We start from the raw sequence: 21,108 nt of genomic DNA on the forward strand, positions 1-21,108 counted from the left end.
GTGTACCTGCTCCTCGACATTTTCGGCTATCTGTCGGTGGTCCTGCGGGGCCTGATCCTGATCGCCCAGTCGTTCACCCTTGGTGGTCTTGCCCTTCAGCTCCTGCTGTGGGGACCGCTGCAGCCGCAGCTCTCCGTCTATGGCCTCACGATCGAGGAGCGATGCCGGACGTTCCTGCGGTTCAGCGCCGCCGCATGGGCGCTCCTCACCGTCGCCTCGCTGGCGCTCAACGCGGCCGCGCTGGTCGGGACGCTCCAGGTGCCCTGGAGCGAGGCGATCACTGCCGATTTTGGCCGCGCTGATCTCGTGATCGCGGCTTGCGCCGTGGGCATCGCCGTCCTGACGCAAGGCCCCGCGCACCGGGCGCGGTCGGCCGCGCTTCTCGCCCTGTCGGTGCTGGCGCTTGCGATGCAGACCCGGCTCACGCATGCGGCCAGCCGGCCGGATGTGCGCTGGCCGCTGCTGCTGTCCGACGCAGGCCACATGGCGGGGGCGGCGGTCTGGATCGGCGGCCTGCCCTATTTCCTGATCGCGCTGAACGGCTGCAAGGACGCCGGCGACTGGCGCTTCATCGCGCGCCGCTATTCGTTGATGTCGATGGCCGCGGTCGCGGCGATCGTCTGCGGCGGCCTGGTCATGGCGGCGAACTATATCGGCTCGGTCGCTGCGATCTACGGCACCGCCTATGGCGTCATGACCCTGGCCAAGCTCGGCCTGCTCCTGATGCTGCTGGCGCTCGGCGCGGGCAACTACTTCCTGGTCGAGCGGCTGCGTCGCGACCCCACGACGCCGATCCTTCGCCTGAAGCGTTTCGCCGAGGTGGAGATCGGCATCGGCCTCACTGTGCTGCTTGCCGCCGCGTCCCTGACCTCATTGCCGCCGGGCGCTGATCTCCCCCACGATCGGCTCGCCTGGCAGGAGATCGTCGAGCGCGCCACGCCGCAATGGCCGCCGCGCCTGACCAGCCCGGATTACGACAGGCTGACCGTCGCGCAGCTCCAGGCGAAGATCACTCTTGCGGATGCCGGGCGCGCCAACGCACAAGCGGCCTACGTTCCCGGCGAGGGCACGATCCTGCCGCGCAATGCCGAAGACATCGCCTGGTCGGAGTACAACCATCACTGGGCCGGCGTCTTCGTGGTGCTGATCGGGCTGCTGGCACTCGTCGAATATTTTCGCTGGGGCCGCTGGGCGAGGCACTGGCCGCTGCTCTTCCTCGCGATGGCCACCTTCCTGTTCTTCCGCGCCGACGAGCAGGCCTGGCCGCTTGGTCCAGCCGGCTTCTTCGAGTCGCTGCGCGATCCCGAAGTGGCGCAGCATCGCATCTTCGTGCTGCTGATCGTCGTGTTCGGCCTGTTCGAATGGCGTGTGCGCTTACGCGGCAGCAAGCCCGGGCCGGCTGCCCTGGTGTTCCCATTGACCACCGCCCTCGGCGGCGCCCTGCTGCTTACGCATTCCCATGCGATCGCCAACATCAAGGACCAGCTGCTCATCGAGATGAGCCACACCCCGCTTGCGCTCTGCGGCGTGGCCGCCGGCTGGGCGCGCTGGCTCGAGCTGCGGCTCGACGGCCGGGTCAGCCGGGCGGCGGCCTGGATCTGGCCCGTCGCCTTCATCCTGGTCGGGCTGATCCTGCTCGATTACCGCGAAGCCTGAACGCGCTATCCGTCGTACTGGTCCGGCCCCATCGCCCACGATGTCTGATCGTGGCCAAACGCGTAATTGCGGTTGGTGACGGCAGGGTTGCGATTGACCATCGGCCGCATGAACATCGGGTGCGTCGCGCTGCGTACCTCGTGCTCGACCGTGAACAGCTTCTTGCCGCTGTCGAGGTCGACGATGTCGCAGAACCGGTACTGATATTGATTGTCCTCACGCGAGATCAGGTTGCGCGCGAGCAGCTTGCGGTACGGGCCGGAGAAGTCGGTGATGTACATCTGCACATGGTGCCCGTCATAGTCGCTCAATGGCCGGTCGCTCTCGCGAAACAAGAGGTGCTGGTCGCGGCCCGTCTTCACCGCCGCTACCGTGCCGTCGCCGTTCCGCATGCCAGAAGGCATGCCCATGACCTCCGGATAGAAGGCGCAGATCGCCGGTGCCGTTCCGATCGGCACGTCGAACTCGACATAGGGAATGCCGAGCGTGATGCGGCCGAAGCGCGCCGCGTCCGGCTCATAGACGCGCATGCGGTTGCCCCACGGACAGATGGCTTCGACATGATCGTTGTGCTCGGCGAAGGTGAAGGCGGTGCCTTCGAGCTTCTTCGCAACCGATGCCAGTCGCGCCAGCAACGCCTGGCGCCCTTCGATAACGAGGCCGGTGTGGCCGCGTAGCACCTGCGGCCTGCCGCTCGGCAGGTGGAACTGGCTCTGTCCGGCGTTGATCCACATGTTGGTGTCGGACACCATCAGATAGGGATCGCGGGTGAGCCCCAGTCCCGTGACGTAGAATAATGTCGCCAGACGCTGGTCCGGGACCTGGATGTTGACGTGCTCGAAATGAATCGCGTTGCCGAGATCTTCTGCGGATCGATCGAATTGTTGCGGCATGGCTGTGCGCTCTGGGTGGGGGAGGGACAAGCGATACTAGAGCACAATTTCCGTCAGCCGAAACAGTTCGGCGATCACATCTTGAGGGCGGGCATCACCCCTTTCGCCACCTTGCCGCGGCAACCAGTCCCTGTAATCTGGGCAAGAGACATCAAGGGAAGGACCGATGGCGGGAGTTCTGGAAGGCGTGCGCGTCCTCGATTTCGGGCGCTACATCGCGGGGCCGTATTGCGCGACCCTGCTGGCCGAATTCGGCGCCGAGGTCATTCGCGTGGAGAAGCGCGACGGCAGCGAGGACCGCTTCGTCGCACCGGTCGGTGAGGGCGGTGAAGGCGCGCTGTTTCTCCAGATCAACCGCAACAAGAAGTGCATCACGCTCGATCCGATGAAGCCGGAAGGGCAGGAGGTGATGCGCCGCCTGATCGCGACCGCGGACGTCGTCGTCGCCAATCTGCCGCCGCAGACCCTGCGCGCGATGAAGCTCGATTACGACTCGCTGAAGGCGATCAAGCCGGACATCGTCCTGACGACGGCAACGGCGTTCGGCGGGCCGGGCCCTTGGTCCGACCGCGTCGGCTTCGACGGTGTCGGCCAGGTCATGTCGGGTTCGGTGTACATGACCGGTGCCGGCGATCCGCCCTACCGGGCCGCGGTGAACTGGGTCGATTTCGGAACCGCGCTGCACTGCGCGTTCGGGACGCTCGCCGCGCTGATCGAGCGCGGCAAATCCGGCCGCGGGCAGATCGTCGAGGGCGCGTTGCTGGCAACCGCGCTGTCCTTCACCAATGCCACGCTGATCGAGCAGGCCGTGATCAACGTCAATCGCATTCCGACCGGAAATCTCGGCCAGACGGCAGCGCCAGCCGACATCTACCGCACCAAGGACGGCTGGGTGCTGTGCCAGGTTACGGGACATCCGCTGTTCAAGCGCTGGGCGAAGCTGATGGGCGAGGAGGAGCTGTGGCTGAACGATCCGCGCTTTGCCGACGACATCAGCCGCGGCAACAACGGCCCCGTCATCAGCGAGCGGATGGCGCGCTGGTGCGCCGAGCGCACCACGCAGGAGGCCGTCGACACGCTGGGCAAGGCGATGATCCCGACCGGGCCCGTGCTGAGCCCGCAACAGGCGCTCGATCATCCGCACATCCGCGCCGCCGGCTTCATGCAGGAGGTCGACTATCCCGGCTTGCCGAAACCGGCGCCGGTGGTGCGCGCCGCCGTGCGGCTGTCGGAGACGCCAGGCGAAATCGCGGCGCGCCCGCCGACGCTCGGCGAGCATACCGATCGCGTCCTCGCCGAGCTCGGCTACGACACGGTTGCGATCGAAGCGCTTCGGCAGAGCGGCATCATCTAGCTGATGCGGCTGGACTGGACCGCCGGCTGAAACGTTCAGGCGGCGGTCCAGTGCGATCTAGAGGAACTTGGGGAAGTTCTAAGGCCGCAAGGCAACGCTAACCCGTCCCGTGCAAACGCATCAAGTTTCGTAGTGTTGCTCCGGCGACAGATTCGTTGCCGCGGCCCGGAAATGGCCACACTTGCAGCACGCAGCCTGCCCCTTCCGGCGCTGCTCGATCTAGCCGGCCTTGGTCGCGTAAATCGTGGCGAAGCGCTCGCGCAGCAGATTCTTCTGCACCTTGCCCATGGTGTTGCGCGGCAAGGTCTCCACGAAGATGACGCGCTTGGGCTGCTTGAATTTGGCGAGGCGCCCTGACAGCGCGTCGAGAATGGCGCGCTCGTCCACCGACGAATTGGGTAACCGGACCACGGCGGCGGTGACCCCTTCGCCGAAATCGGCATGCGGCACGCCGACGACAGCGCTTTCCGACACCCCGTCAATGGCGTCGATCTCGGTCTCGATCTCCTTCGGATAGACGTTGAAGCCGCCGGTGATGATGAGATCCTTGCCGCGGCCGACGATGTAGAGATAGCCCTGCGCGTCGAGCTTGCCGAGGTCGCCGGTGATGAAGAAACCGTCGGCGCGGAATTCGGCGGCAGTCTTGTCCGGCATGTTCCAGTAGCCTGCGAACACATTCGGCCCCTTCACCTCGATCATGCCGACGTCGCCAACGGGGAGGATTGCGCCGGTCTCGGGATCGGTGACGCGAACCTCGACGGCGGGCAGCGGCCGGCCGACCGAGCCGGCAATGCGCGCGCCCTCATAGGGATTGGAGGCGATCATTCCGGTCTCGGTCATGCCGTAGCGTTCCAGAATCGCGTGCCCGGTCCGCTCCTTCCAGGCCCGGTGTGTCTCGGCCAGAAGCGGCGCCGAGCCGGCGACGAACAGCCTCATGTTGGCGGTGGCTCGCTCGTTCAGGTTCGCGCTCTCGAGCAGTCGGACATAGAAGGTCGGCACGCCCATCAGAACGGTGCTGCGCGCCATCGTCGTCAGAATGCGTTCGGCGTCGAACTTCTGCATGAACAGGATGCGCGCGCGTGCGGCGAAGGTGACGTTGCAGGCCACGAAGAGCCCGTGAACGTGATAGATCGGCAGGGCATGGATCAGCACGTCCTTGCTCGAATAGCGCCACTCTTGGACCAGCGTCAGGGCGTTCGAAGACAGGTTGCCGTGCGTCAGCATGGCTCCCTTCGAGCGGCCGGTGGTGCCCGACGTGTAGAGGATGGCTGCGAGATCGTCATTCGTCCTGGCGACGGTGTCAAATCGCGCCGGGAAGCCTGCCGCGGCATCGGCGAGCGAACCCTTGCCGCGGTGATCGAGCGTCTCGACCCGGCCGCCTGCCTTGGCGGCGATGGCGCGCAAATCGGCCTCTTCCCTGGGATCGCACACGATCAATGTCGGCTGCGCGTCGCGGATGAAATACTCGGTTTCGGTCGGTGTATAGGCGGTGTTGAGCGGCAGATAGACCGCGCCGGCGCGCAGCGTTGCAAGATAGAGCGCGACGGCCTCGACGGACTTCTCCACCTTGACCGCGACGCGGTGGTTCGGGCCGATGCCGATCCGCGCGAGGAAGTTCGCGAACCTGCCGCTCAGCGCAGCAAGTTCGGCATAGCTCAACGCCGTGCCGTCGTCCTTCTCGATGCAGATGGATTGGTCGGACTCCGCGCCGGCGAGCAGGCGATCGTACAGGTTCGAGGTCATGACGAGATCTTCCGTTGCGAGTTGGTGTGAGGACTGGGAACGAGGTCGCGCGATGACAATTTCGCGCGAAGCGCCTTCTTCACCTTGTCGGACGCCACCACGGTGCCGGCTTCGGCAAAGGCTTCGTGGTTCGCCTCGATGTGCTCGAGCGCGTAGAGATAGTTCACCATCAGCCCGTACGACTGCTTCAGGCCCTTGGCCGAAGCATCCCCGAGGAAATTCAGCCTCTCCAATCGCGCGCCGTTGCCGAGATGGAAGCGGGCGACCGGATCGACCGGCTTGCCCGACGGCAGCTTGGCCTTGAGGAAGTAGTAGGCGGCGAGGGCTGTGATGGCTTCTTTCGCCTGCGCGATGTCGCCGCCCTCATCGAGCGCGGCCATCGCGCGCCTTGTATCTTCGTCGATCGCGGCGGAGGCCTCGGACTTGAGCTCGCGCCTGACCCAGCCGGCAAAGCCAGGCACCGGCGACAGGGTGACGAAGGTCTTCAGGTTCGGCAGCTCGCGGGCGAGGTCCTGCACCACCTGCTTGATCAGGAAATTGCCGAAGGAGACGCCGGCAAGGCCCTTCTGCGTGTTCGAGATCGAGTAGAACACGGCGGTCGTCGCCTCGCGCGCAGCAATCGCCTGGCGCGATTTGTCGAGCAGTGGGCCGATCGCGCCGGGAATCTCTTTTGTGAGCGCGACCTCGACGAAGATCAGCGGCTCGTCGACGAGCTGCGGATGAAAGAACGCGTAGCAGCGGCGGTCCGGCGGCTCGAGCCGGTTGCGCAAATCGTCCCAGTCCTGGATGGCGTGGACCGCCTCATACCTGATGATCTTCTCCAGGATGTTCGCCGAGGTGGTCCAGTCGATCGGCCGCAGCACGAGAAAACCTCGGTTGAACCAGGAGGAAAACAGATGAACGAAGTCGTCGTCGACGGCCTGGAGCTCGGGATGCTCGCGCAGCAGCGAGAGCAGCACTTCCCGCATCCGCACCAGCGAGGCCGTTCCGCCGGGCGCGAGGTTGAGGCGCCGGATCAGCTCCTGCCGGCGCGGCTCCGCGGCGGCGTGGAGCGCTTCGAGCCTGCTGCCGTCGCCGCCCTCCTTGCGCTGGTAGGCGGCGATCGCGAGCTCGATCGCGCGACGGTCCGGCCCGAATCGGTCGGCGAGGGAGGATAGAAATTTGAGCGGCTGCGGCCCGGCCGCGGCTTCGAACGCGGCGAGCAGCGATTGCGCGATCGCGACGCCGGAGGCCTCGCCGCGGCGCGACAGCAGCGCCTCGCCCAGAAGCTCGAGGTCGCGATCCTCGCCGACATCGCGATCCGGCTTGATGCCGAGCACCGCGCGGCCGCGCTGTGTCAACGTGTCGATCAGCCCCTGCAGGAATTCGGGCGCCGCGATGCGTCCGGATCGGATGTCGTTCAGCATGGTTCGTGCCTCCTCGGTTTATCGCGATGGCGGACCCATCACGAGGTTGGGCAGATAGGTCGAGATCGACGGGACGAGGCACAGCAGGACGACCGCGAACGCCATCAGCAGGACGAAGGGCAGCGTTCCCCAGATCACGTCCCTCAGCGGGATGTCGGGCGCGATGTTCCTGATGACGAAGATGTTGAGTCCGACCGGCGGATGGATGAGGCCCATCTCCATCACGATCGTCATCACCACGCCGAACCAGATCAGGTCGAAGCCGGCGTCCTTGAGCGGCGGCAGGATGATCGGGGCGGTCATCAGGATGATCGAGACCGGCGGCAGGAAGAAGCCGAGCACGACCACCAGCACCAGGATCGCGCCCAGCAGCACCCACCTCGACAGCTGCATCGCGACGATCGCCTGTGCTGCGGCCTGGCTGATGTGGAGATAGCTCATCACGTAGGAGTAGAGCAGCGACATGCCGATGATCAGCATCAGCATGGTCGATTCCTTCAGCGTCGATTCCAGGATCGGGCCGAGATCCCGCGGGCGCCACACGCCGTAGATCGAGGCGATCAGGACCAGCGCCAGGATGCCGCCGAGCCCGGCGGTTTCCGACGGCGTGGCGTAGCCGCCATAGAGCGCGATCATGACGCCGCTGAGCAGCACGACGAAGGGCAGCACGCGCGGCAGCGCGCCGAACCGCATCGCCATGGTGAAGCGCTCGTTCGACAGGATCGGATGCTGCGCCGGATCGGCCGCATAGGCGCGCTGCGCCGCGTTGTATTCGGCCTTGAACCTCAGCACCGCATAGGTCGCAAACAGCAGCACCAGGAGAAGGCCCGGCCCGATGCCGGCAAGGAAGAGACGTCCGAGCGACTGCTCCGCGGCGACCGCGTAGAGGATCATGGTGATCGAGGGCGGCAGCAGGATGCCCAGCGTGCCGCCGGCTGCGATCACGCCCGCGGCAAAGCCGCCGGAATAGCCGCGCTTGCGCATCTCGGGAATGCCGGCGGAGCCGATTGCCGAGCAGGTGGCCGGAGACGATCCCGCCATCGCGGCGAACAGCGCGCAGGCGAAGACGTTGGCGATGCCGAGACCGCCGGGAATGCGGCCCATCCAGACATGCAGCGCACTGTAGAGATCCTGTCCCGCCTTCGACTTGCCGATCGCGGCGCCCTTCAGGATGAAGAGCGGGATCGCCAGCAGCGTGATCGAGGCCATCTCCTCGTAGACGTTCTGCGTCACCGTATCGAGCGATGCGGCGGGCATGAAGTAGTACATGAAGACGACGGCGACTGCGCCGAGCGCCAGCGCGATCGGCATGCCCGAGGCCATGACGGCGAGGGTCGCACCACCATACATCAATCCGACGGCAAGCGTGCTCATTTGCTCCTCCATGCGTCGACGCTCGCGGCGAGCTGGAGCGCGATCTGCAGCGTCATCAGCGTCATGCCCAGCGACATCATGCTGTAGGGAATCCACAGCGGCGGGGCCCAGGTCGACCCGGACACCTGTCCGTCGACCCAGGCTTCGTGGAACAGCGTCCAGGATTTCCAGGCGAAGAAACAGCAGAACAGCAGGCTCACGGTGTCGACCACGAGCATGCGGATCGCATTGCCGCGTTTCGACAGATAGCCGGTGAGGGCTTCGATGCCGATATGGCCGCGCCCGGCCTGCACGAACGCGGTGGACAGGAACGTGGCGCCAACCAGCAGGAACACCGCGGCCTCGTCCTGCCAATAGGTTGCCGCGTTGAAGAAGTAGCGCGCGGCCACGCTGTAGCTCAGGATCGTGCTCGCGACGATGAGCGCGATCGAGCAGAGCACGACGATCGTCCTGTTGAGCAAGGTCATCGCGCGGGCGATCCGTCCGACCGGAGAACCGGGGCGCGCCGCCGTCACTGTGGCTGAATGGCCGAGATCGATGCCGTGCGCGCTCATGAGCCGGCCTCCATGGCAAGCTTGATCAGGCGGGCGCAGTTCTCGTTCTTGTTGGCGTAGTCCTTCCAGGCCGTGTCGCGCGCAAGCTCCCGCCACGCCTGAACCGTCTTGTCGTCGAGATCGTGCACCGTCGCGCCGGCGGCCTGGTAGACCTTGGCCACGCGGACGTCGTCCTCCACCGCCGCTGCGCGGCCGAACGCTTCGAGCTCGGCTCCGACCGAGACGATGACGTCGCGCTCCTCGCTCGAAAGCCGGTCGAACACCGCCTTCGACATCACCAGCGGCTCGAGCATGAACCAGTAGCTCTTGGCCCGTCCGGTCGTCAGATGCTTGGCGAGCTCTTCCAGACGGAACGAGGTGAGGCTGGTGGACGAGGTGAGGGCGGCATCGCATGCGCCGGTCTGCATCGCCGCATAGAGTTCGTTGGAGGGAAGCGACAGCACCGAGGCGCCGGCAGCCTGCAGCACGAGATCCATCTCGCGCGAGCCGCCGCGGATCTTCATTCCCTTGGCATCGCCGACCTCGACCAGCGGACGCGCACGGCTGGCGACGCCGCCGGCCTGCCAGATCCAGGTGATGATGACGAGGCCCTTGGCGGCGAGAAACTTGCTGAACTCCTGGCCGATCGGCTTGTTCTTCCAGCCGAGGCCTTCGTCGTAACCCGTGACGAGGCCGGGCATCAGGCCGATGTTCAGTTCGGGAAGATCGCCGCCGGCGTAGGAGATCGGGATGAGGCTCATGTCGAGCGCGCCTTTGCGCATCGCCGAGACCTGCGCGTTGGTCTTCATCAGCGACGAGCCCGGATAGATCTCGGCGGTCATCGCGCCCTTGCTGCGCTCCTGGATCAGGGCCGCAAAGCGCCGGCAGAGCCGGTCTCGGAAATCGCCCTCGGTCGCGGTGCCTCCGGGAAACTGGTGCGAGATCTTCAGGGCCGTGGCCGCGCGCGCCTTTCCGAACCGGAGCAGGGCCGGAGCCGCGATCCCCAAGGCCAGGGCCTGGCGTCTTGAAATCCTCATTCCATACCTCCCGTTGCTAGATTGCATTTTTTAGTTCTAATCTTGCATACAATTACTATATGAACTGCATGCTGTATGTCTTGTCAAGTCTATGGTATGGAACTACGGGATCAGGTGTATACAATGAGCCAGGCCTTCCGACTGAAGCAGTCGATCGAAGACGCTGTGATTGCGGGGGAATTCCTGCCGGGCGATCGCTTGGACGAGGCTTCGCTCGCGGAGCGATTCGGGGTGTCGCGCACCCCCATTCGGGAGGCGCTGCTTCAGCTCGGCGCCGAAGGCTTCATCGATGTCCGCCCGCGCCGGGGCGCAATCGTCAGCGTCCCGTCACCGACCCGGTTGTTCGAGATGTTCGAGACCATGGCCGAGATCGAGAGCGCCTGCGGACGGCTGGCCGCGCGCCGGCTGACGCCGGACAATGACGCGGCGATGGAGGCGGCGCACCGCGCCTGCGAGATTGCCGCGCGCGAAGGCGACAGCGAGCAGTACTACGCGGACAACCGCAATTTCCATGAAGCGATCTATCGCGCCAGCCGCAACAGCTTCCTGGCCGATCAGGCTTTCGCCCTGCACAAGCGTTTGAGCGCCTATCGCCGCATCCAGCTTCGGGCGCGCAATCGTCTGCTGCAATCGCTGCAGGAGCACGCCGGGATTCTCGAAGCGATTCGTGCCGGCGACGAGCAACTCGCCGCGACGCGGTTGCACGACCACGTTCTCGTGCAGGGCGAGCGGTTCTCGGACATGGTGCTCGGCCTTGCCGGCGATCGACGTTCGGATGCGGCCGGAAGCAGGAGCGGAACGCCGAAATAGCTGGAGACGGGCGGACGATTTCCGCTCGCCCGGCTCACCGATCCGTTCGCGGTCCGCCGCCCAGCTTGATGGCGGCCTCGACCGCGTTCTCCAGGATCTCTTCCGACAATTGCCTGTCGCTGACCGCGCGCGACAATTGCAGCGCGCCGACCATCGTGGCGTAGATCGCGATTGCCCCGCGGCGCCGATCGTCCGCGGAACCTTGCGGGAGTTGCTCCGCCAGCAGCGCGATGATGTCGGACATCTTCGCGGTGAAGGCCTCGCGTGTCGTCTTCGGGTGCCGCGCGATCTCGGATACGAGCGCCGCTGTCGGGCAGCCGCTCGCCGCGCGGTCGCGATGGCGCGGCGAGAGGTAGTCGCGGATCGTGGTCTCGAACGCAATCCCGTTCGCGAGATTGTCCTTGAGTCGCTGCTCGCGCCGTTCCAGCGCTTCCAGCAGCGCCGCGCGCACCAGATCCTCCTTGGATTCAAAGTGCGTGTAGAAGGCGCCGTTGGTCAGGCCCGCCGCCGACATGATGCCGGCAAGCCCGACCGCGGCGATGCCGCTCTCGCGGAACTGTGCCGATGCGACGTCGAGAATGTGGCTCCGTGTCGCGTCCCTGTGGCCCTTGTCGTAACGCGCCATCCTGCCTCCTTGCGATCCCGCATTCGGCCCGGCCACAAAATCGTGAGGCGCGGCCCTATTGCATTGCGATCATAATAATAGATTATGGTCATAATGCAATGGGCGGCCGTCGGGCGGTCCGAAAGATGAACAGGATCGCACCATGTCCGTCGAGGATGCTGCCGCGCCGCCCTTGTCCGCTGCGCAATTGATGGCCCGCCCCGCGGCCCCGCTTCGCCCGGCGGCGCCGGCCCCGAGCGCCGCCGAGCAGAGGCGTGCGGCACTGCTGACGGCGCCGATCCTCGCCACGCTGCTCAAGCTCGCCGCGCCGACCGTGACCGTCCTGGTGGCGCAGACGGCGGTGAACATTGCGGAGGCCTACTATGTCGGCTTCCTCGGCACCGACGCGCTGGCAGGCGCCGCGCTCGTGTTCCCCATCTTCATGCTGATGACCATGATGTCGAATGGCGGGTTCGGCTCCGGCGTTGCATCTTCGGTCGCCCGCGCGGTCGGCGCGGGCCGCCGCGATGACGCCGAGGCGGCGCTGTTTCATGCGGTGGTGCTCGCGATTATCGCGGGCGGCGTGTTCACGTCTGGCGTGATCTTCGCAGGCCCGCATCTCTATCGCGCCCTTGGCGGCACGGACGGTGCACTCGCTGCCGCCACCACCTATTCCAATTATCTCTTCGCCGGCGCCATTCCGGTGTGGATTGTCAATCTGCAGGCGGCGGCGCTGCGCGGCTCCGGCAATGTCAGGGTGCCTGCGCTGGTGACGCTGGTCGGCGCGATCGTGACTATTCCGGTCTCGCCGGCGCTGATCTTCGGCTTCGGGCCGATCCCGCGGCTCGGCATTGGCGGCGCCGGCGTCGCCTTCGGTCTCTATTACGGCGCGGCGATGCTGTTCCTGCTGCGCTACATGGCGTCGGGCGCGACCGGCCTGAAGCTGCACATCGTGCCGCTCCGCGCAAAGATCTTCGGCGACATGCTCAAGGTCGGTATCCCCACCGCGCTCAACGCCGTGCTGACCAATCTCACCGTCATCGTCGTCACCGGCGCGGTCGGCCTGTTCGGCACCTCTGCGCTTGCCGGCTACGGCATCGCCTCGCGGCTCGACTACATCATGATCCCGCTGCTGTTCGGTATCAGCACGGCGACGCTGACCATGGTCGGCGTCAACATGGGGGCCGGGCAGCTGGCGCGGGCGCGGAAAATCGGCTGGATCAGCGGCGTTGTCGGGATGGCCATGACGGGCGCGATCGGCCTCCTGGTCGCGATCTTCCCGACGGCCTGGCTCCACCTCTTCAGCCACGACGCCGAGGTGGTGAGCCAGGGCATGACGTACCTGCGCATCGTCGCACCGGCCTATGCCGCGCTCGGCTTCGGCTTCGTGACATCCTTCGCAGTCCAGGGCACAGGTCGCGCCATGGGCCCGCTCGCGTCCTCGATCGCGCGCATCCTGATCGCGGCCGGCGGCGGCTGGATCGCGGTGGCAAGCTTTGGCGCCGGCATGGCGGGACTCGCCGCCATGGTCACGGTCTCACTGGTCGCCTATGCGGCAATTTGCGCGCTGATCATGCTATCGCCATCGACCTGGCGGTCCGAATAGGGGCCGTTCACCTGATGCTGGCGACGCCGATCGCCAGCACCGACATGTGATGGCCCATGACGCCTGCGGAAAAGCGTCGGATTGCCCGCGAATTCGTTTCCTATTTTGCGCCGAATGGAGAAAGGCTCGCCCGCTCCGGCAGCCAATATGGATTTCCTTTTCATTGATTTCGCCCGGCAGAGAAGCGAATACGGTTCCGATCAATACTTAAGACCCGTGGAGACCAAGATGTCCTTTCGCCCCGCCGTGATCCTCGCGACCGTGCTCGCCGCATGGTCCGCCGCAGCCGCGGCCGAGACCATCAAGATCGGCGTGACGCCGGGGCCGCATGCGCAGATCCTCGAAGCCGTGAAGCCGATCGCCGCCAAGCAGGGCCTCGATATCCAGCTGCTCGAATTCTCCGATTACGTGGTGCCGAACGCCGCGCTCGATGCCGGCGAGATCCAGGCCAATTCGTTCCAGAACCAGCCCTATCTCGACAACCAGAAGGCCGACCGCGGCTACAAGATCGAGGCCGTCGGCCTCACCGTGAACTTCCCGATCGGCGTCTATTCGAAGAAGCACAAGGCCTTCGCCGATATCCCCGAGGGCGGCAAGGTCTCGATCCCGAACGATCCGACCAACGGCGGCCGCGTGCTGCTGCTGCTCCGCGACAAGGGCGTGATCAAGCTGAAGGACGGCACGGGCTTCAAGCCGACGGTGCTCGACATCACCGAGAATCCCAAGAAGCTGAAGTTCATCGAGGTCGATGCGGCGCAGGCCCCGCGCGCGCTCGACGACGTCGACGCAGCCGCGATCAACACCAACTATGCAACCCAGGCGGGCCTCGATCCGGTGAAGGACCCGATCCTGCGCGAAGACCCGAAGGGGCCCTATGTCAACCTGATCGCGGTGCGCACTGCCGACAAGGACAAGCCCTGGGTCAAGGTTCTGGTGGACAGCTATCACACGCCCGAGGTCAAGGAGTTCGTCCTGACCAAGTTCAAGGGTGCGGTGCTGCCGAGCTGGTAGGCAGTCTGCCCGCGCAAAGTCCATGTAAGGGCGATCCGGCGGGCAGCCTTGCGTATGAGCCTTGCGCAATGCCCGCTTGTCTGGAGCTGCGGCAACCGACATCATCGGGGCCCATCCTCGCCCGACAGGGATCGTATGAAACGCTTTGCCAACCTGAAACGCCTGGGCTTCTTCACGCGGCTGCTCGACGAGGCACCGGCGGCGGACCGCTACCGCTTCGCGGCCGAGCAGATCGTGCGCGCCGAGAAGGCCGGGCTCGATTCCGCGTGGATCGCGCAGCATCATTTCCACGAACGCGAGGGCGGCCTGCCGTCGCCCTTCACCTTCCTCGGCTATGTCGCAGCCCAGACCTCACGCATCCGCCTCGGCACCGGCATCGTGACGCTGCCGCTGGAGAATGCGGTTAGGGTGGCGGAGGACGCCGCTGTGCTCGATCTCCTCTGCAACGGCCGCTTCGAGCTCGGCGTCGGCACCGGTGGCAATCCGTCGGCCTTTGCCGCCTTCGGCCTCGACGGCGCCCAGCGCAACGAGATCTTTGCACGCAATCTGGACATCGTCCGCAAGGCACTGACCGGCAAGCAGCTCGACGGCGGCGACACGCTTTATCCGCAGCGGCCGCAACTGGACAAGCGCATCTGGCAGGCGACGTTCTCCGTCGCCGGCGGCGCGCGGGCCGGCAAGGCCGGCGATGGCCTCCTGCTGTCGCGCACCCAGCCGCGATCCAAGGACGCGCCAAAGGCGACGCTCGCCGAGATCCAGAACCCGATCATCGATGCCTATCTCGAAGCGCTGCCGCCGGGCTGCGAGCCGCGCATCATGGCCTCACGCAGCGTCTTCGTCGCCGACGACCATCGCGAGGCGATGCGTCTTGCCGACACCGGACTGCGCCGCGCGCTGCCGCAATTCATGAAGGGCGGTCACCTTCCGCCGGGCGAGACGCTGGAGGAGATGATCACCGCGTTCGACACCCATGTCGGCGCCGCCGACGAGGTGATCGCCTCGCTGCGTACCGACGCCACGCTGGAGCGGGTGACCGATCTCGTCTTCCAGGTGCATTCGGTCGATGCGCCGCACCCTCACGTCCTGCGCTCGATCGAGCTGGTCGCGGAGAAGGTGGCGCCAGCGCTGGGCTGGACCCGGGCGGCGGTGGCTGATGTTGCGCTGGCCGGTTGATCGGAATGAATGTGATTGCGTTGCAAAAGGCTGAATGATGGCAACAACAGATATCATCGACACGCTCGCCGGGATCGAGCCGGGATCGGCGCTGGACGCCATCCGCGCACGCCGCCTGCAGGCGCGCGAGAACGCGCAGAAGAGCTATCTCTCGCTGTTCGAGCCGATCGACGCCGGCGATTTTTCGCTTGCCGAACGCGCCGCGGTCGCGGCCTTCGTGACCGGGCTCCATGGCGAGTCCCCCATTGCCGCCTTCTATCGCGAGAAGCTCGCAGCGAATGCCGATGGAGCGGCGCTGGTCGAGCCGATCAAGGCCGAGATCGAGCGCGGCAAGACGTCGGGCCCATACGGCACCTTTCCGGCCGGCCCCTTGTCGGTCGAGAACAAGGCCGGCTTGATCTATCGAGTGAGTCCCGAGCGCAAGTCCGTCCTCGGCGCCCGGCTGGTTGCGGCGCTTGAGCATGCGCATCTTCTGGTCTTCCGCCCGCGCGATGCCGCATCCGCCGACATGAAGGCGCTGCTCGCCGCCGGCTGGTCGACCACCGGCATCGTCACGTTCTCCCAGCTCGTTGCGTTCCTCTCGTTCCAGGTCCGCGTCGTCAGCGGCTTGCGCACGCTCGCAGCGGCAAGCGCGTAGGAGGCTGCATCATGAGCACCGTCAATCCGCCCGTCGTCTTCACCCAGGACGAACTCGGCTGGGTGTCGTGGATCGATCCGCTGCCCGAGGCCGAGCTGACCGAGCGGCACTTCGCCGGCCTCGTCGATCGTGCCCGCGCCAAGTCGGAATATTTTCGCCTTCTGGTGCGCGACCCCGAAGTCCTCGAAGCCCGCACCAAGACCGACAAGGACATCTTCTACAACGTCGCCGACGGCCTGCCGCGCGCCGAGCGCGAGCTCGCTGCGGCTGCGACCTCGCGCTATAACGGCTGCATCTATTGCGCCTCCGTGCATGCGCGCTTTGCCAGCACCTATTCCAAGCGCCGCGACGACGTGCAGCGCCTGCTCGACGAAGGCGTCGGGGCCGATCTCGGCGAGCGCTGGAATGCGGTGGTCAAGGCCTCGGTGGCACTGGCCGGGACGCCGATCGCATTCGGTCCCGACAATATCGCGGAGCTGCGCCGCGCCGGTCTCGACGACGCCGAGATCGTCGACGTCATCAACGGCGCCTCGTTCTTCAACTGGGCGAACCGGCTGATGCTGTCGCTCGGCGAGCCTTCGAAATAGGCAATCTCACCGGCACAAGAATTGCTGCTTGTATCAACTAAAGTGGATGGAGCCGTGCATGAGCAACATCGATCGTCGTACCCTGGTCAAAGGCTCGCTCGCCGCGATGATGGCGGGCGCGGCCTTCTCGCGCGCCGCCTTTGCGCAAGCCGCCGAGCCGATCCTGCTCGGAGTCAGCGGTCCCCTCACGGGACCGAATGCGCAATATGGCACGCAGTGGAAGCAGGGTTTTGACCTCGCGCTCGACGAGATCACGGCTGCCGGCGGCATCAACGGCCGCAAGCTCGCCTATCAATTCGAGGACAGCCAGAGCGACCCGCGGCAGTCTGTCGCGATCGCGCAGAAGTTTGTCTCCGACCCTCGGATCGTTTTGGAACTCGGCGATTTCTCCAGTCCCGCCTCGATGGCGGCCTCTCCGATCTACCAGCGCGGCGGCCTCGTGCAGTTCGGCTTCACCAATTCGCACCCTGACTTCACCAAGGGCGGCGACTTCATGTGGAGCACGTCCGTGAGCCAGGCCGACGAGCAGCCGTTGCTGGCCGCCTATGCCGTCAAGCGCCTCGGCCTGAAGAAGCTCGCGGTGCTGCATCTCAACACCGATTGGGGCCGTACCAGCCGCGACTATTTCGTCAAGGCCGCCAAGGAATACGGCGCCGAGGTCGCGGTGACCGAAGGCTACATCGCGGAGGAGCGCGACTTCCGCTCGACGCTGGTGCGGGTGCGCGACGCCAATCCGGACGGACTCATCTTAATCTCCTATTATTCGGACGGCGCGCTGATTGCGCGCCAGGCCCGCCAGGTCGGCCTGAAGCAGATGATCTGCGCGGCAAGCTCGGTCTACTCGCCGAAATTCCTGGAGCTCGGCGGCGAGGCGGTCGAGGACGTCCATCTCGGCACGCGCTATTTCCCCGAGGATCCCCGGCCCGAGGTGAAGAAATTCATCGCCGGCTTCAAGGCCAAGTATGGCGGGCAGGAGCCCGACGCCTTCAACGCCTATGCCTATGACGCGATGAACATGGCGGCCGCCGTCGTCAAGATCGGCGGCACCGACCGCCGTGCCATCCGCGACGCCTTCGCCAAGGTGAAGGATGTCTCGAGCGTCATCTTTGGCCGGGCGACGTTCGACGTCGAGAGCCGCCGCGTCAAGGGCGCCATGAACGCCGAGCTCGTCGTGCGCAAGGGCCAGTTCGCGCTCTGGGACGGCAAGCCGACCTGACCTGATGGCCGGAGCAACCGCTCCGGCCGCTTTCCCTTACCCAAGCGGGGACCAACGTTTGTCTTCCTGGCTCGACTACACGATCAACGGGCTGATCGTCGGCAATGTCTACGCCCTCGTTGCGGTCGGGCTCGCGCTGATCTTCGGCGTCAGCCGGCTGATCAACTTCGCGCAAGGCTCGATCTATCTGGTCGGCGCCTATATTGGCTGGGTCGCGGTGGTGCAGCTGCATACGCCGTTGCCGCTCACCATCATCGTGGTGGCGGCGGCCGCGGCGTTGGTCGGCCTGATCATCGAACGGTTCGGCCTGCGACCGCTGCAGAACTCGGTGCGCATCGCGCCGCTGCTCGCGACCATCGGCATCAGCTTCGTGCTCGACCAGCTGGTGATGCTGACCTTCTCGCCCAATCCGCGCGCGCTGCCGAGCCAGCTGCCTGACGTGCGCTTCCAGCTCGGCGGTGGCACGATCGGGCCGCTTGATCTCCTGATCGCCGGCGTCGGCATCACCAGCGCGCTCTTGCTGTTCGTATTCCTGCGCTACAGCAAGCTCGGCTGGGCGGTGCGCGCGGCGTCGCAGGACCGCGATGCAGCGATGCAGATGGGCGTCGACGTCAATCGCGTCAATCAGGCCGTGTTCGGCATCGCCGCTGCGCTCGGCGGTGTCTCCGGCATGCTGGTCGGCATGTACTACAACCAGATCGACACTGCGATGAGCCTGCAGGCGACGCTCAAGGGCGTCGTCGCCGAAGTGGTCGGCGGCGCCGGCAACGTGCCGGGCGCGGTGATCGGCAGCTTGTTGTTGGGATTGGTCGAAAGCTACGGCGTCGCCGTGTTCGGCACCAGCTATCGCAATTTGTTCGCCTTCCTGCTGCTGGTCGTCGTGCTCGTGCTGCGGCCGAACGGCCTGTTCGCCAGCGCCCGGCAGGCGCCGCCCGAGCCGCTCACCGGCACGTTCATCGCGCCGAGCCGTCCCGTGCGCATTCCGCGCTGGGCCCTGGCTGTCGCCGCCGCTGGCTTTGCGGTACTGCCGTTCTTCCCGGTGTCCTTCTACGTGCTCCAGACCCTGATCAACGCCTGGCTGCTCGGCATGCTCGCGCTCAGCCTCACGCTGGTTGCGGGCACGGTGGGGCAGGTCTCGCTCGGACATGCCGCGCTGCTGGCGATCGGCGCTTATACGTCGGCGCTGCTGTCGCTCACTCTCGCCGTTCCGGTCGGCCTCGCCGTGATCGGCGGTGGCCTGATGAGCGCTGCGCTCGGCACGCTGCTAATCTCGCCGTCCTTCCGCCTGCGTGGGCATTATGTGTCGATCGCCACCCTCGCGATCGGCGAGATCGTGTCGCTGGTGATCCTGAACTGGGAGAGTGTGACGCGCGGTCCGATCGGCATCTCCGGCATTCCGCCGTTGTCACTGTTCGGCCACGACCTGATCAGCCCGTCCTCGGTTTACTGGTTCAGCCTTGCCGTGATGGTCGTGCTGGCGCTGCTGCAGGGGCGGCTGCTCACGTCGCATCTTGGCCGCAGCTTCCGTGCTATCAGAGACGACGACATCGCCGCGCGCGCCTATGGCCTCAGCCTGAATCGCTACAAATCGCTCGCCTTCATCTTCGGCGGCTTCGCCGCCGGCGTCAGCGGCGGCATCGCCGCGCATCTTTATTCCTACATCAACCACGAGACCTTCAACACGCAGCAATCCATCCTGGCGCTGACGGTCGTCATTCTCGGCGGCCTCGGCAACGTGGTCGGCGCGATTCTCGGGTCGGTGGCGCTGGTCGGCCTGCCCGAGGTCTTCCGGATCGCGGCGGAGTATCGCATCCTGATCTACGGCATCGTGCTCTTGCTGCTGGTGCGGTTCAGGCCGCAGGGCCTGTTGGGGACGATCTGATGGCGGAGCAGCACAATCCCATGCTGTCCCTGCGTGGCCTGACGCGCCGTTTCGGCGGCCTCACCGCGGTCGACGCCATCGATCTCGATCTCGCCAGGGGCGAGCTCATCAGCATCATCGGCCCGAACGGCGCCGGCAAGACGACGCTGTTCAATCTCGTGACCGGACTTGATCGGCCCGATGCCGGCACGGTTCGTTTCGAAGGCCACGACATCACCGGCCTGTCGCCGGAACGGCTTGCGGCCGAAGGCATCGCGCGCACCTTCCAGCTCGGCCGCGTCTTCGGCAACCTCAGCGTGATGGACAATGTCCTGATCGGCGCCCACACGCGGCTGCGCGCCGTGAAGCCGGCGGTGCCGGTGATTGGCCCGCTGCTCGAACTCGGCTTGGCGCTGCTTCGCCCGGCAAGCGTCAAGGCGGAAGAGGAGAGGCTGCGCGAGGACGTGAAAGCCATTCTCGCGCGCTTCGGCGAGCGGCTGCTGCCGCGGATCGACCAGCCCGCCTATAGCCTGTCCTACGCCAACCGGCGCCGCGTCGAGATCGCCCGCGCTCTGGCGCTGAAGCCGCGCCTCTTGCTGCTGGACGAGCCGACCGCCGGCATGAACCCGACCGAGACTGCGGAGATGCAGGTGCTCGTCGCCGAGCTGAAGGCGGAAGGGCTGACCATCCTCCTGATCGAGCACAAGCTGGAGATGGTGATGCGCCTGTCCGACCGCGTCATCGTCATGGACGAGGGCAAGAAGATCGCGGAAGGGCCGGGCGAGGAGGTGCGAACCGACCCCAAGGTGATCGAGGCCTATCTCGGCCACGGCCTGTCGGGCATGACGGAGCAGGAGAGCGCGGCATGACGACGAGCACACCTGAACCGCTTCTGGCGCTCTCCAACGTCAACACCTTCTACGGCCAGGCCCAGGTGCATTTCGACCTGTCGATCACGGTCGCGCGCGGCTATATCGTCTGCCTGCTCGGCGGCAATGCCAGCGGCAAGTCGACGACGATGAAGATCATTTTGGGACTGGTGAAGCCACGCTCGGGCGAGGTGACGTTCGACGGCGCCTCGCTGATCGGCCTCTCCACGCCGCAGATCGTTCGTCGCGGCATCGCCTCGGTACCGGAGGCGCGGCGGCTGTTCGCGGACATGAGCGTGCGCGAGAACATTTTGATGGGCGCCTTCGTGCGCAACGACCGCGATGCGGTGGCGCAGGATCTCGACAGGATGCTGACGCTGTTCCCGAAACTCGGCCAGCGGCTGTCGCAGCGTGCCGGCTCGCTCTCCGGCGGCGAGCAGCAGATGGTGGCGATGGCGCGCGCGCTGATGAGCCGTCCCCGGATGATCGTGATGGACGAGCCGACCATGGGCCTGTCGCCGCTCTATGTCGATCGCGTCCTGGAGCTGATCCGCGCCATCAACCAGGAAGGCGTCTCGGTCTTCATGGTCGAGCAGAACGCCAGCCTTGCGCTCGAGATCGCGCACGAAGCCTATGTGCTGCAGACCGGCAAGATCGTGCTGTCGGGCCCGGCGCGCGCGCTGAAGGACGATCCGCGGGTGCGCGACGCCTATCTCGGCGGTTCTGAAGCGGCGTAGT

Annotated in this window: 19 protein-coding genes; 12 read left to right on the forward strand and 7 right to left on the reverse strand. The window is 65.9% G+C overall.

The features are described 5' to 3' along the window. Positions 1 to 1,656, forward strand: coding sequence for a CopD family protein (locus tag GGD63_RS19125; RefSeq protein WP_183244675.1), 1,656 nt, complete (start codon positions 1 to 3; stop codon positions 1,654 to 1,656). 5 nt (positions 1,657 to 1,661) lie between these two features. On the opposite strand, the gene GGD63_RS19130 is transcribed toward GGD63_RS19125, so the two are convergent. Then, positions 1,662 to 2,549: a VOC family protein gene (locus GGD63_RS19130; RefSeq protein WP_183244677.1), complete on the reverse strand. Its 888-nt coding sequence runs from the start codon at positions 2,547 to 2,549 to the stop codon at positions 1,662 to 1,664. A 166-nt stretch (positions 2,550 to 2,715) separates the two neighbouring features. Between GGD63_RS19130 and GGD63_RS19135 the strand changes: the two genes are divergently transcribed. Beyond that, a complete protein-coding gene (locus tag GGD63_RS19135; RefSeq protein WP_183244679.1) occupies positions 2,716 to 3,903 on the forward strand; it encodes a CaiB/BaiF CoA-transferase family protein in 1,188 nt (395 codons plus the stop codon). 219 nt (positions 3,904 to 4,122) lie between these two features. Here the strand turns inward: GGD63_RS19135 and GGD63_RS19140 are convergent, their stop codons facing one another. Genes GGD63_RS19140 through dctP form a run of 5 tightly spaced genes read right to left on the reverse strand, consistent with a single transcriptional unit; the run spans position 4,123 to position 9,996 of the window. Beyond that, positions 4,123 to 5,646, reverse strand: a complete 1,524-nt coding sequence (locus GGD63_RS19140) for a malonyl-CoA synthase (protein ID WP_183244681.1) — start codon at positions 5,644 to 5,646, stop codon at positions 4,123 to 4,125. Continuing rightward, positions 5,643 to 7,052: a malonyl-CoA decarboxylase gene (locus tag GGD63_RS19145; protein WP_183244683.1), complete on the reverse strand. Its 1,410-nt coding sequence runs from the start codon at positions 7,050 to 7,052 to the stop codon at positions 5,643 to 5,645. Before GGD63_RS19145 ends, GGD63_RS19140 begins: the two co-directional genes overlap by 4 nt. A gap of 18 nt (positions 7,053 to 7,070) precedes the next feature. After that, positions 7,071 to 8,426, reverse strand: a complete 1,356-nt coding sequence (locus GGD63_RS19150; protein WP_183244685.1) for a TRAP transporter large permease — start codon at positions 8,424 to 8,426, stop codon at positions 7,071 to 7,073. Then, a complete protein-coding gene (locus GGD63_RS19155) occupies positions 8,423 to 8,980 on the reverse strand; it encodes a TRAP transporter small permease (RefSeq protein ID WP_183244686.1) in 558 nt (185 codons plus the stop codon). The genes GGD63_RS19150 and GGD63_RS19155 overlap by 4 nt, the downstream gene beginning before the upstream one ends. Further along, the gene (gene dctP / locus GGD63_RS19160) at positions 8,977 to 9,996 is read right to left on the reverse strand and encodes a TRAP transporter substrate-binding protein DctP (RefSeq protein WP_183244688.1); all 1,020 of its coding nucleotides are present in this window, start codon (positions 9,994 to 9,996) and stop codon (positions 8,977 to 8,979) included. Before dctP ends, GGD63_RS19155 begins: the two co-directional genes overlap by 4 nt. Before the next feature lie 123 nt (positions 9,997 to 10,119). Here dctP and GGD63_RS19165 point away from each other — a divergent pair, with 123 nt between their 5' ends. Continuing rightward, a complete protein-coding gene (locus GGD63_RS19165) occupies positions 10,120 to 10,806 on the forward strand; it encodes a GntR family transcriptional regulator (protein WP_183244690.1) in 687 nt (228 codons plus the stop codon). 34 nt (positions 10,807 to 10,840) lie between these two features. On the opposite strand, the gene GGD63_RS19170 is transcribed toward GGD63_RS19165, so the two are convergent. Further along, positions 10,841 to 11,431: a TetR/AcrR family transcriptional regulator gene (locus GGD63_RS19170; protein ID WP_183244692.1), complete on the reverse strand. Its 591-nt coding sequence runs from the start codon at positions 11,429 to 11,431 to the stop codon at positions 10,841 to 10,843. Positions 11,432 to 11,573: 142 nt separating this feature from the next. Here GGD63_RS19170 and GGD63_RS19175 point away from each other — a divergent pair, with 142 nt between their 5' ends. The 9 genes from GGD63_RS19175 to GGD63_RS19215 all read left to right on the forward strand — a co-directional run bounded on the left by GGD63_RS19175 (position 11,574) and on the right by GGD63_RS19215 (position 21,107). After that, complete coding sequence (locus tag GGD63_RS19175) at positions 11,574 to 13,016, forward strand: MATE family efflux transporter (RefSeq protein WP_183244694.1); 1,443 nt, start codon at positions 11,574 to 11,576, stop codon at positions 13,014 to 13,016. Between the two features lie 228 nt (positions 13,017 to 13,244). Further along, entirely contained in the window at positions 13,245 to 14,027 is a 783-nt protein-coding gene (locus GGD63_RS19180) for a MetQ/NlpA family ABC transporter substrate-binding protein (protein ID WP_183244696.1), read from the forward strand. Positions 14,028 to 14,162: 135 nt separating this feature from the next. Next, on the forward strand, positions 14,163 to 15,200 hold the full coding sequence (locus GGD63_RS19185) for a putative FMN-dependent luciferase-like monooxygenase (RefSeq protein ID WP_183244698.1): 1,038 nt from the start codon (positions 14,163 to 14,165) through the stop codon (positions 15,198 to 15,200). A gap of 37 nt (positions 15,201 to 15,237) precedes the next feature. After that, on the forward strand, positions 15,238 to 15,837 hold the full coding sequence (locus GGD63_RS19190; protein WP_409334078.1) for a CMD domain protein: 600 nt from the start codon (positions 15,238 to 15,240) through the stop codon (positions 15,835 to 15,837). An 11-nt stretch (positions 15,838 to 15,848) separates the two neighbouring features. After that, on the forward strand, positions 15,849 to 16,424 hold the full coding sequence (locus tag GGD63_RS19195) for an alkylhydroperoxidase domain protein (protein ID WP_183244702.1): 576 nt from the start codon (positions 15,849 to 15,851) through the stop codon (positions 16,422 to 16,424). A gap of 58 nt (positions 16,425 to 16,482) precedes the next feature. Further along, positions 16,483 to 17,640: an ABC transporter substrate-binding protein gene (locus GGD63_RS19200; protein ID WP_183244704.1), complete on the forward strand. Its 1,158-nt coding sequence runs from the start codon at positions 16,483 to 16,485 to the stop codon at positions 17,638 to 17,640. 58 nt (positions 17,641 to 17,698) lie between these two features. Next, positions 17,699 to 19,522 (forward strand): ABC transporter permease, encoded by a 1,824-nt coding sequence (locus GGD63_RS19205; protein ID WP_183244706.1) that lies wholly within the window; start codon positions 17,699 to 17,701, stop codon positions 19,520 to 19,522. Further along, positions 19,522 to 20,370 (forward strand): ABC transporter ATP-binding protein, encoded by an 849-nt coding sequence (locus tag GGD63_RS19210; protein WP_183244708.1) that lies wholly within the window; start codon positions 19,522 to 19,524, stop codon positions 20,368 to 20,370. Before GGD63_RS19205 ends, GGD63_RS19210 begins: the two co-directional genes overlap by 1 nt. Then, positions 20,367 to 21,107 carry an ABC transporter ATP-binding protein gene (locus GGD63_RS19215; protein WP_183244710.1) on the forward strand — a complete coding sequence of 247 codons (741 nt, stop codon included), beginning with the start codon at positions 20,367 to 20,369 and terminating at the stop codon, positions 21,105 to 21,107. The genes GGD63_RS19210 and GGD63_RS19215 overlap by 4 nt, the downstream gene beginning before the upstream one ends. Position 21,108 lies beyond the last annotated feature (1 nt).

Source organism: Bradyrhizobium sp. cir1 (genome assembly GCF_014198245.1).
Classification (GTDB): Bacteria; Pseudomonadota; Alphaproteobacteria; order Rhizobiales; family Xanthobacteraceae; genus Bradyrhizobium.

Bases quoted from the DNA above. Each gene is read 5' to 3' on its own strand.
- GGD63_RS19145 (WP_183244683.1), bottom strand. From the start codon at position 7,052: ATGCTGAACGACATCCGATCCGGACGCATCGCGGCGCCCGAATTCCTG.
- GGD63_RS19155 (WP_183244686.1), bottom strand. From the start codon at position 8,980: ATGAGCGCGCACGGCATCGATCTCGGCCATTCAGCCACAGTGACGGCG.
- GGD63_RS19150 (WP_183244685.1), bottom strand. From the start codon at position 8,426: ATGAGCACGCTTGCCGTCGGATTGATGTATGGTGGTGCGACCCTCGCC.
- GGD63_RS19210 (WP_183244708.1), top strand. From the start codon at position 19,522: ATGGCGGAGCAGCACAATCCCATGCTGTCCCTGCGTGGCCTGACGCGC.
- dctP (WP_183244688.1), bottom strand. From the start codon at position 9,996: ATGAGGATTTCAAGACGCCAGGCCCTGGCCTTGGGGATCGCGGCTCCG.
- GGD63_RS19190 (WP_409334078.1), top strand. From the start codon at position 15,238: ATGGCAACAACAGATATCATCGACACGCTCGCCGGGATCGAGCCGGGA.
- GGD63_RS19180 (WP_183244696.1), top strand. From the start codon at position 13,245: ATGTCCTTTCGCCCCGCCGTGATCCTCGCGACCGTGCTCGCCGCATGG.
- GGD63_RS19175 (WP_183244694.1), top strand. From the start codon at position 11,574: ATGTCCGTCGAGGATGCTGCCGCGCCGCCCTTGTCCGCTGCGCAATTG.
- GGD63_RS19215 (WP_183244710.1), top strand. From the start codon at position 20,367: ATGACGACGAGCACACCTGAACCGCTTCTGGCGCTCTCCAACGTCAAC.
- GGD63_RS19195 (WP_183244702.1), top strand. From the start codon at position 15,849: ATGAGCACCGTCAATCCGCCCGTCGTCTTCACCCAGGACGAACTCGGC.
- GGD63_RS19185 (WP_183244698.1), top strand. From the start codon at position 14,163: ATGAAACGCTTTGCCAACCTGAAACGCCTGGGCTTCTTCACGCGGCTG.
- GGD63_RS19170 (WP_183244692.1), bottom strand. From the start codon at position 11,431: ATGGCGCGTTACGACAAGGGCCACAGGGACGCGACACGGAGCCACATT.
- GGD63_RS19130 (WP_183244677.1), bottom strand. From the start codon at position 2,549: ATGCCGCAACAATTCGATCGATCCGCAGAAGATCTCGGCAACGCGATT.
- GGD63_RS19200 (WP_183244704.1), top strand. From the start codon at position 16,483: ATGAGCAACATCGATCGTCGTACCCTGGTCAAAGGCTCGCTCGCCGCG.
- GGD63_RS19140 (WP_183244681.1), bottom strand. From the start codon at position 5,646: ATGACCTCGAACCTGTACGATCGCCTGCTCGCCGGCGCGGAGTCCGAC.
- GGD63_RS19135 (WP_183244679.1), top strand. From the start codon at position 2,716: ATGGCGGGAGTTCTGGAAGGCGTGCGCGTCCTCGATTTCGGGCGCTAC.
- GGD63_RS19165 (WP_183244690.1), top strand. From the start codon at position 10,120: ATGAGCCAGGCCTTCCGACTGAAGCAGTCGATCGAAGACGCTGTGATT.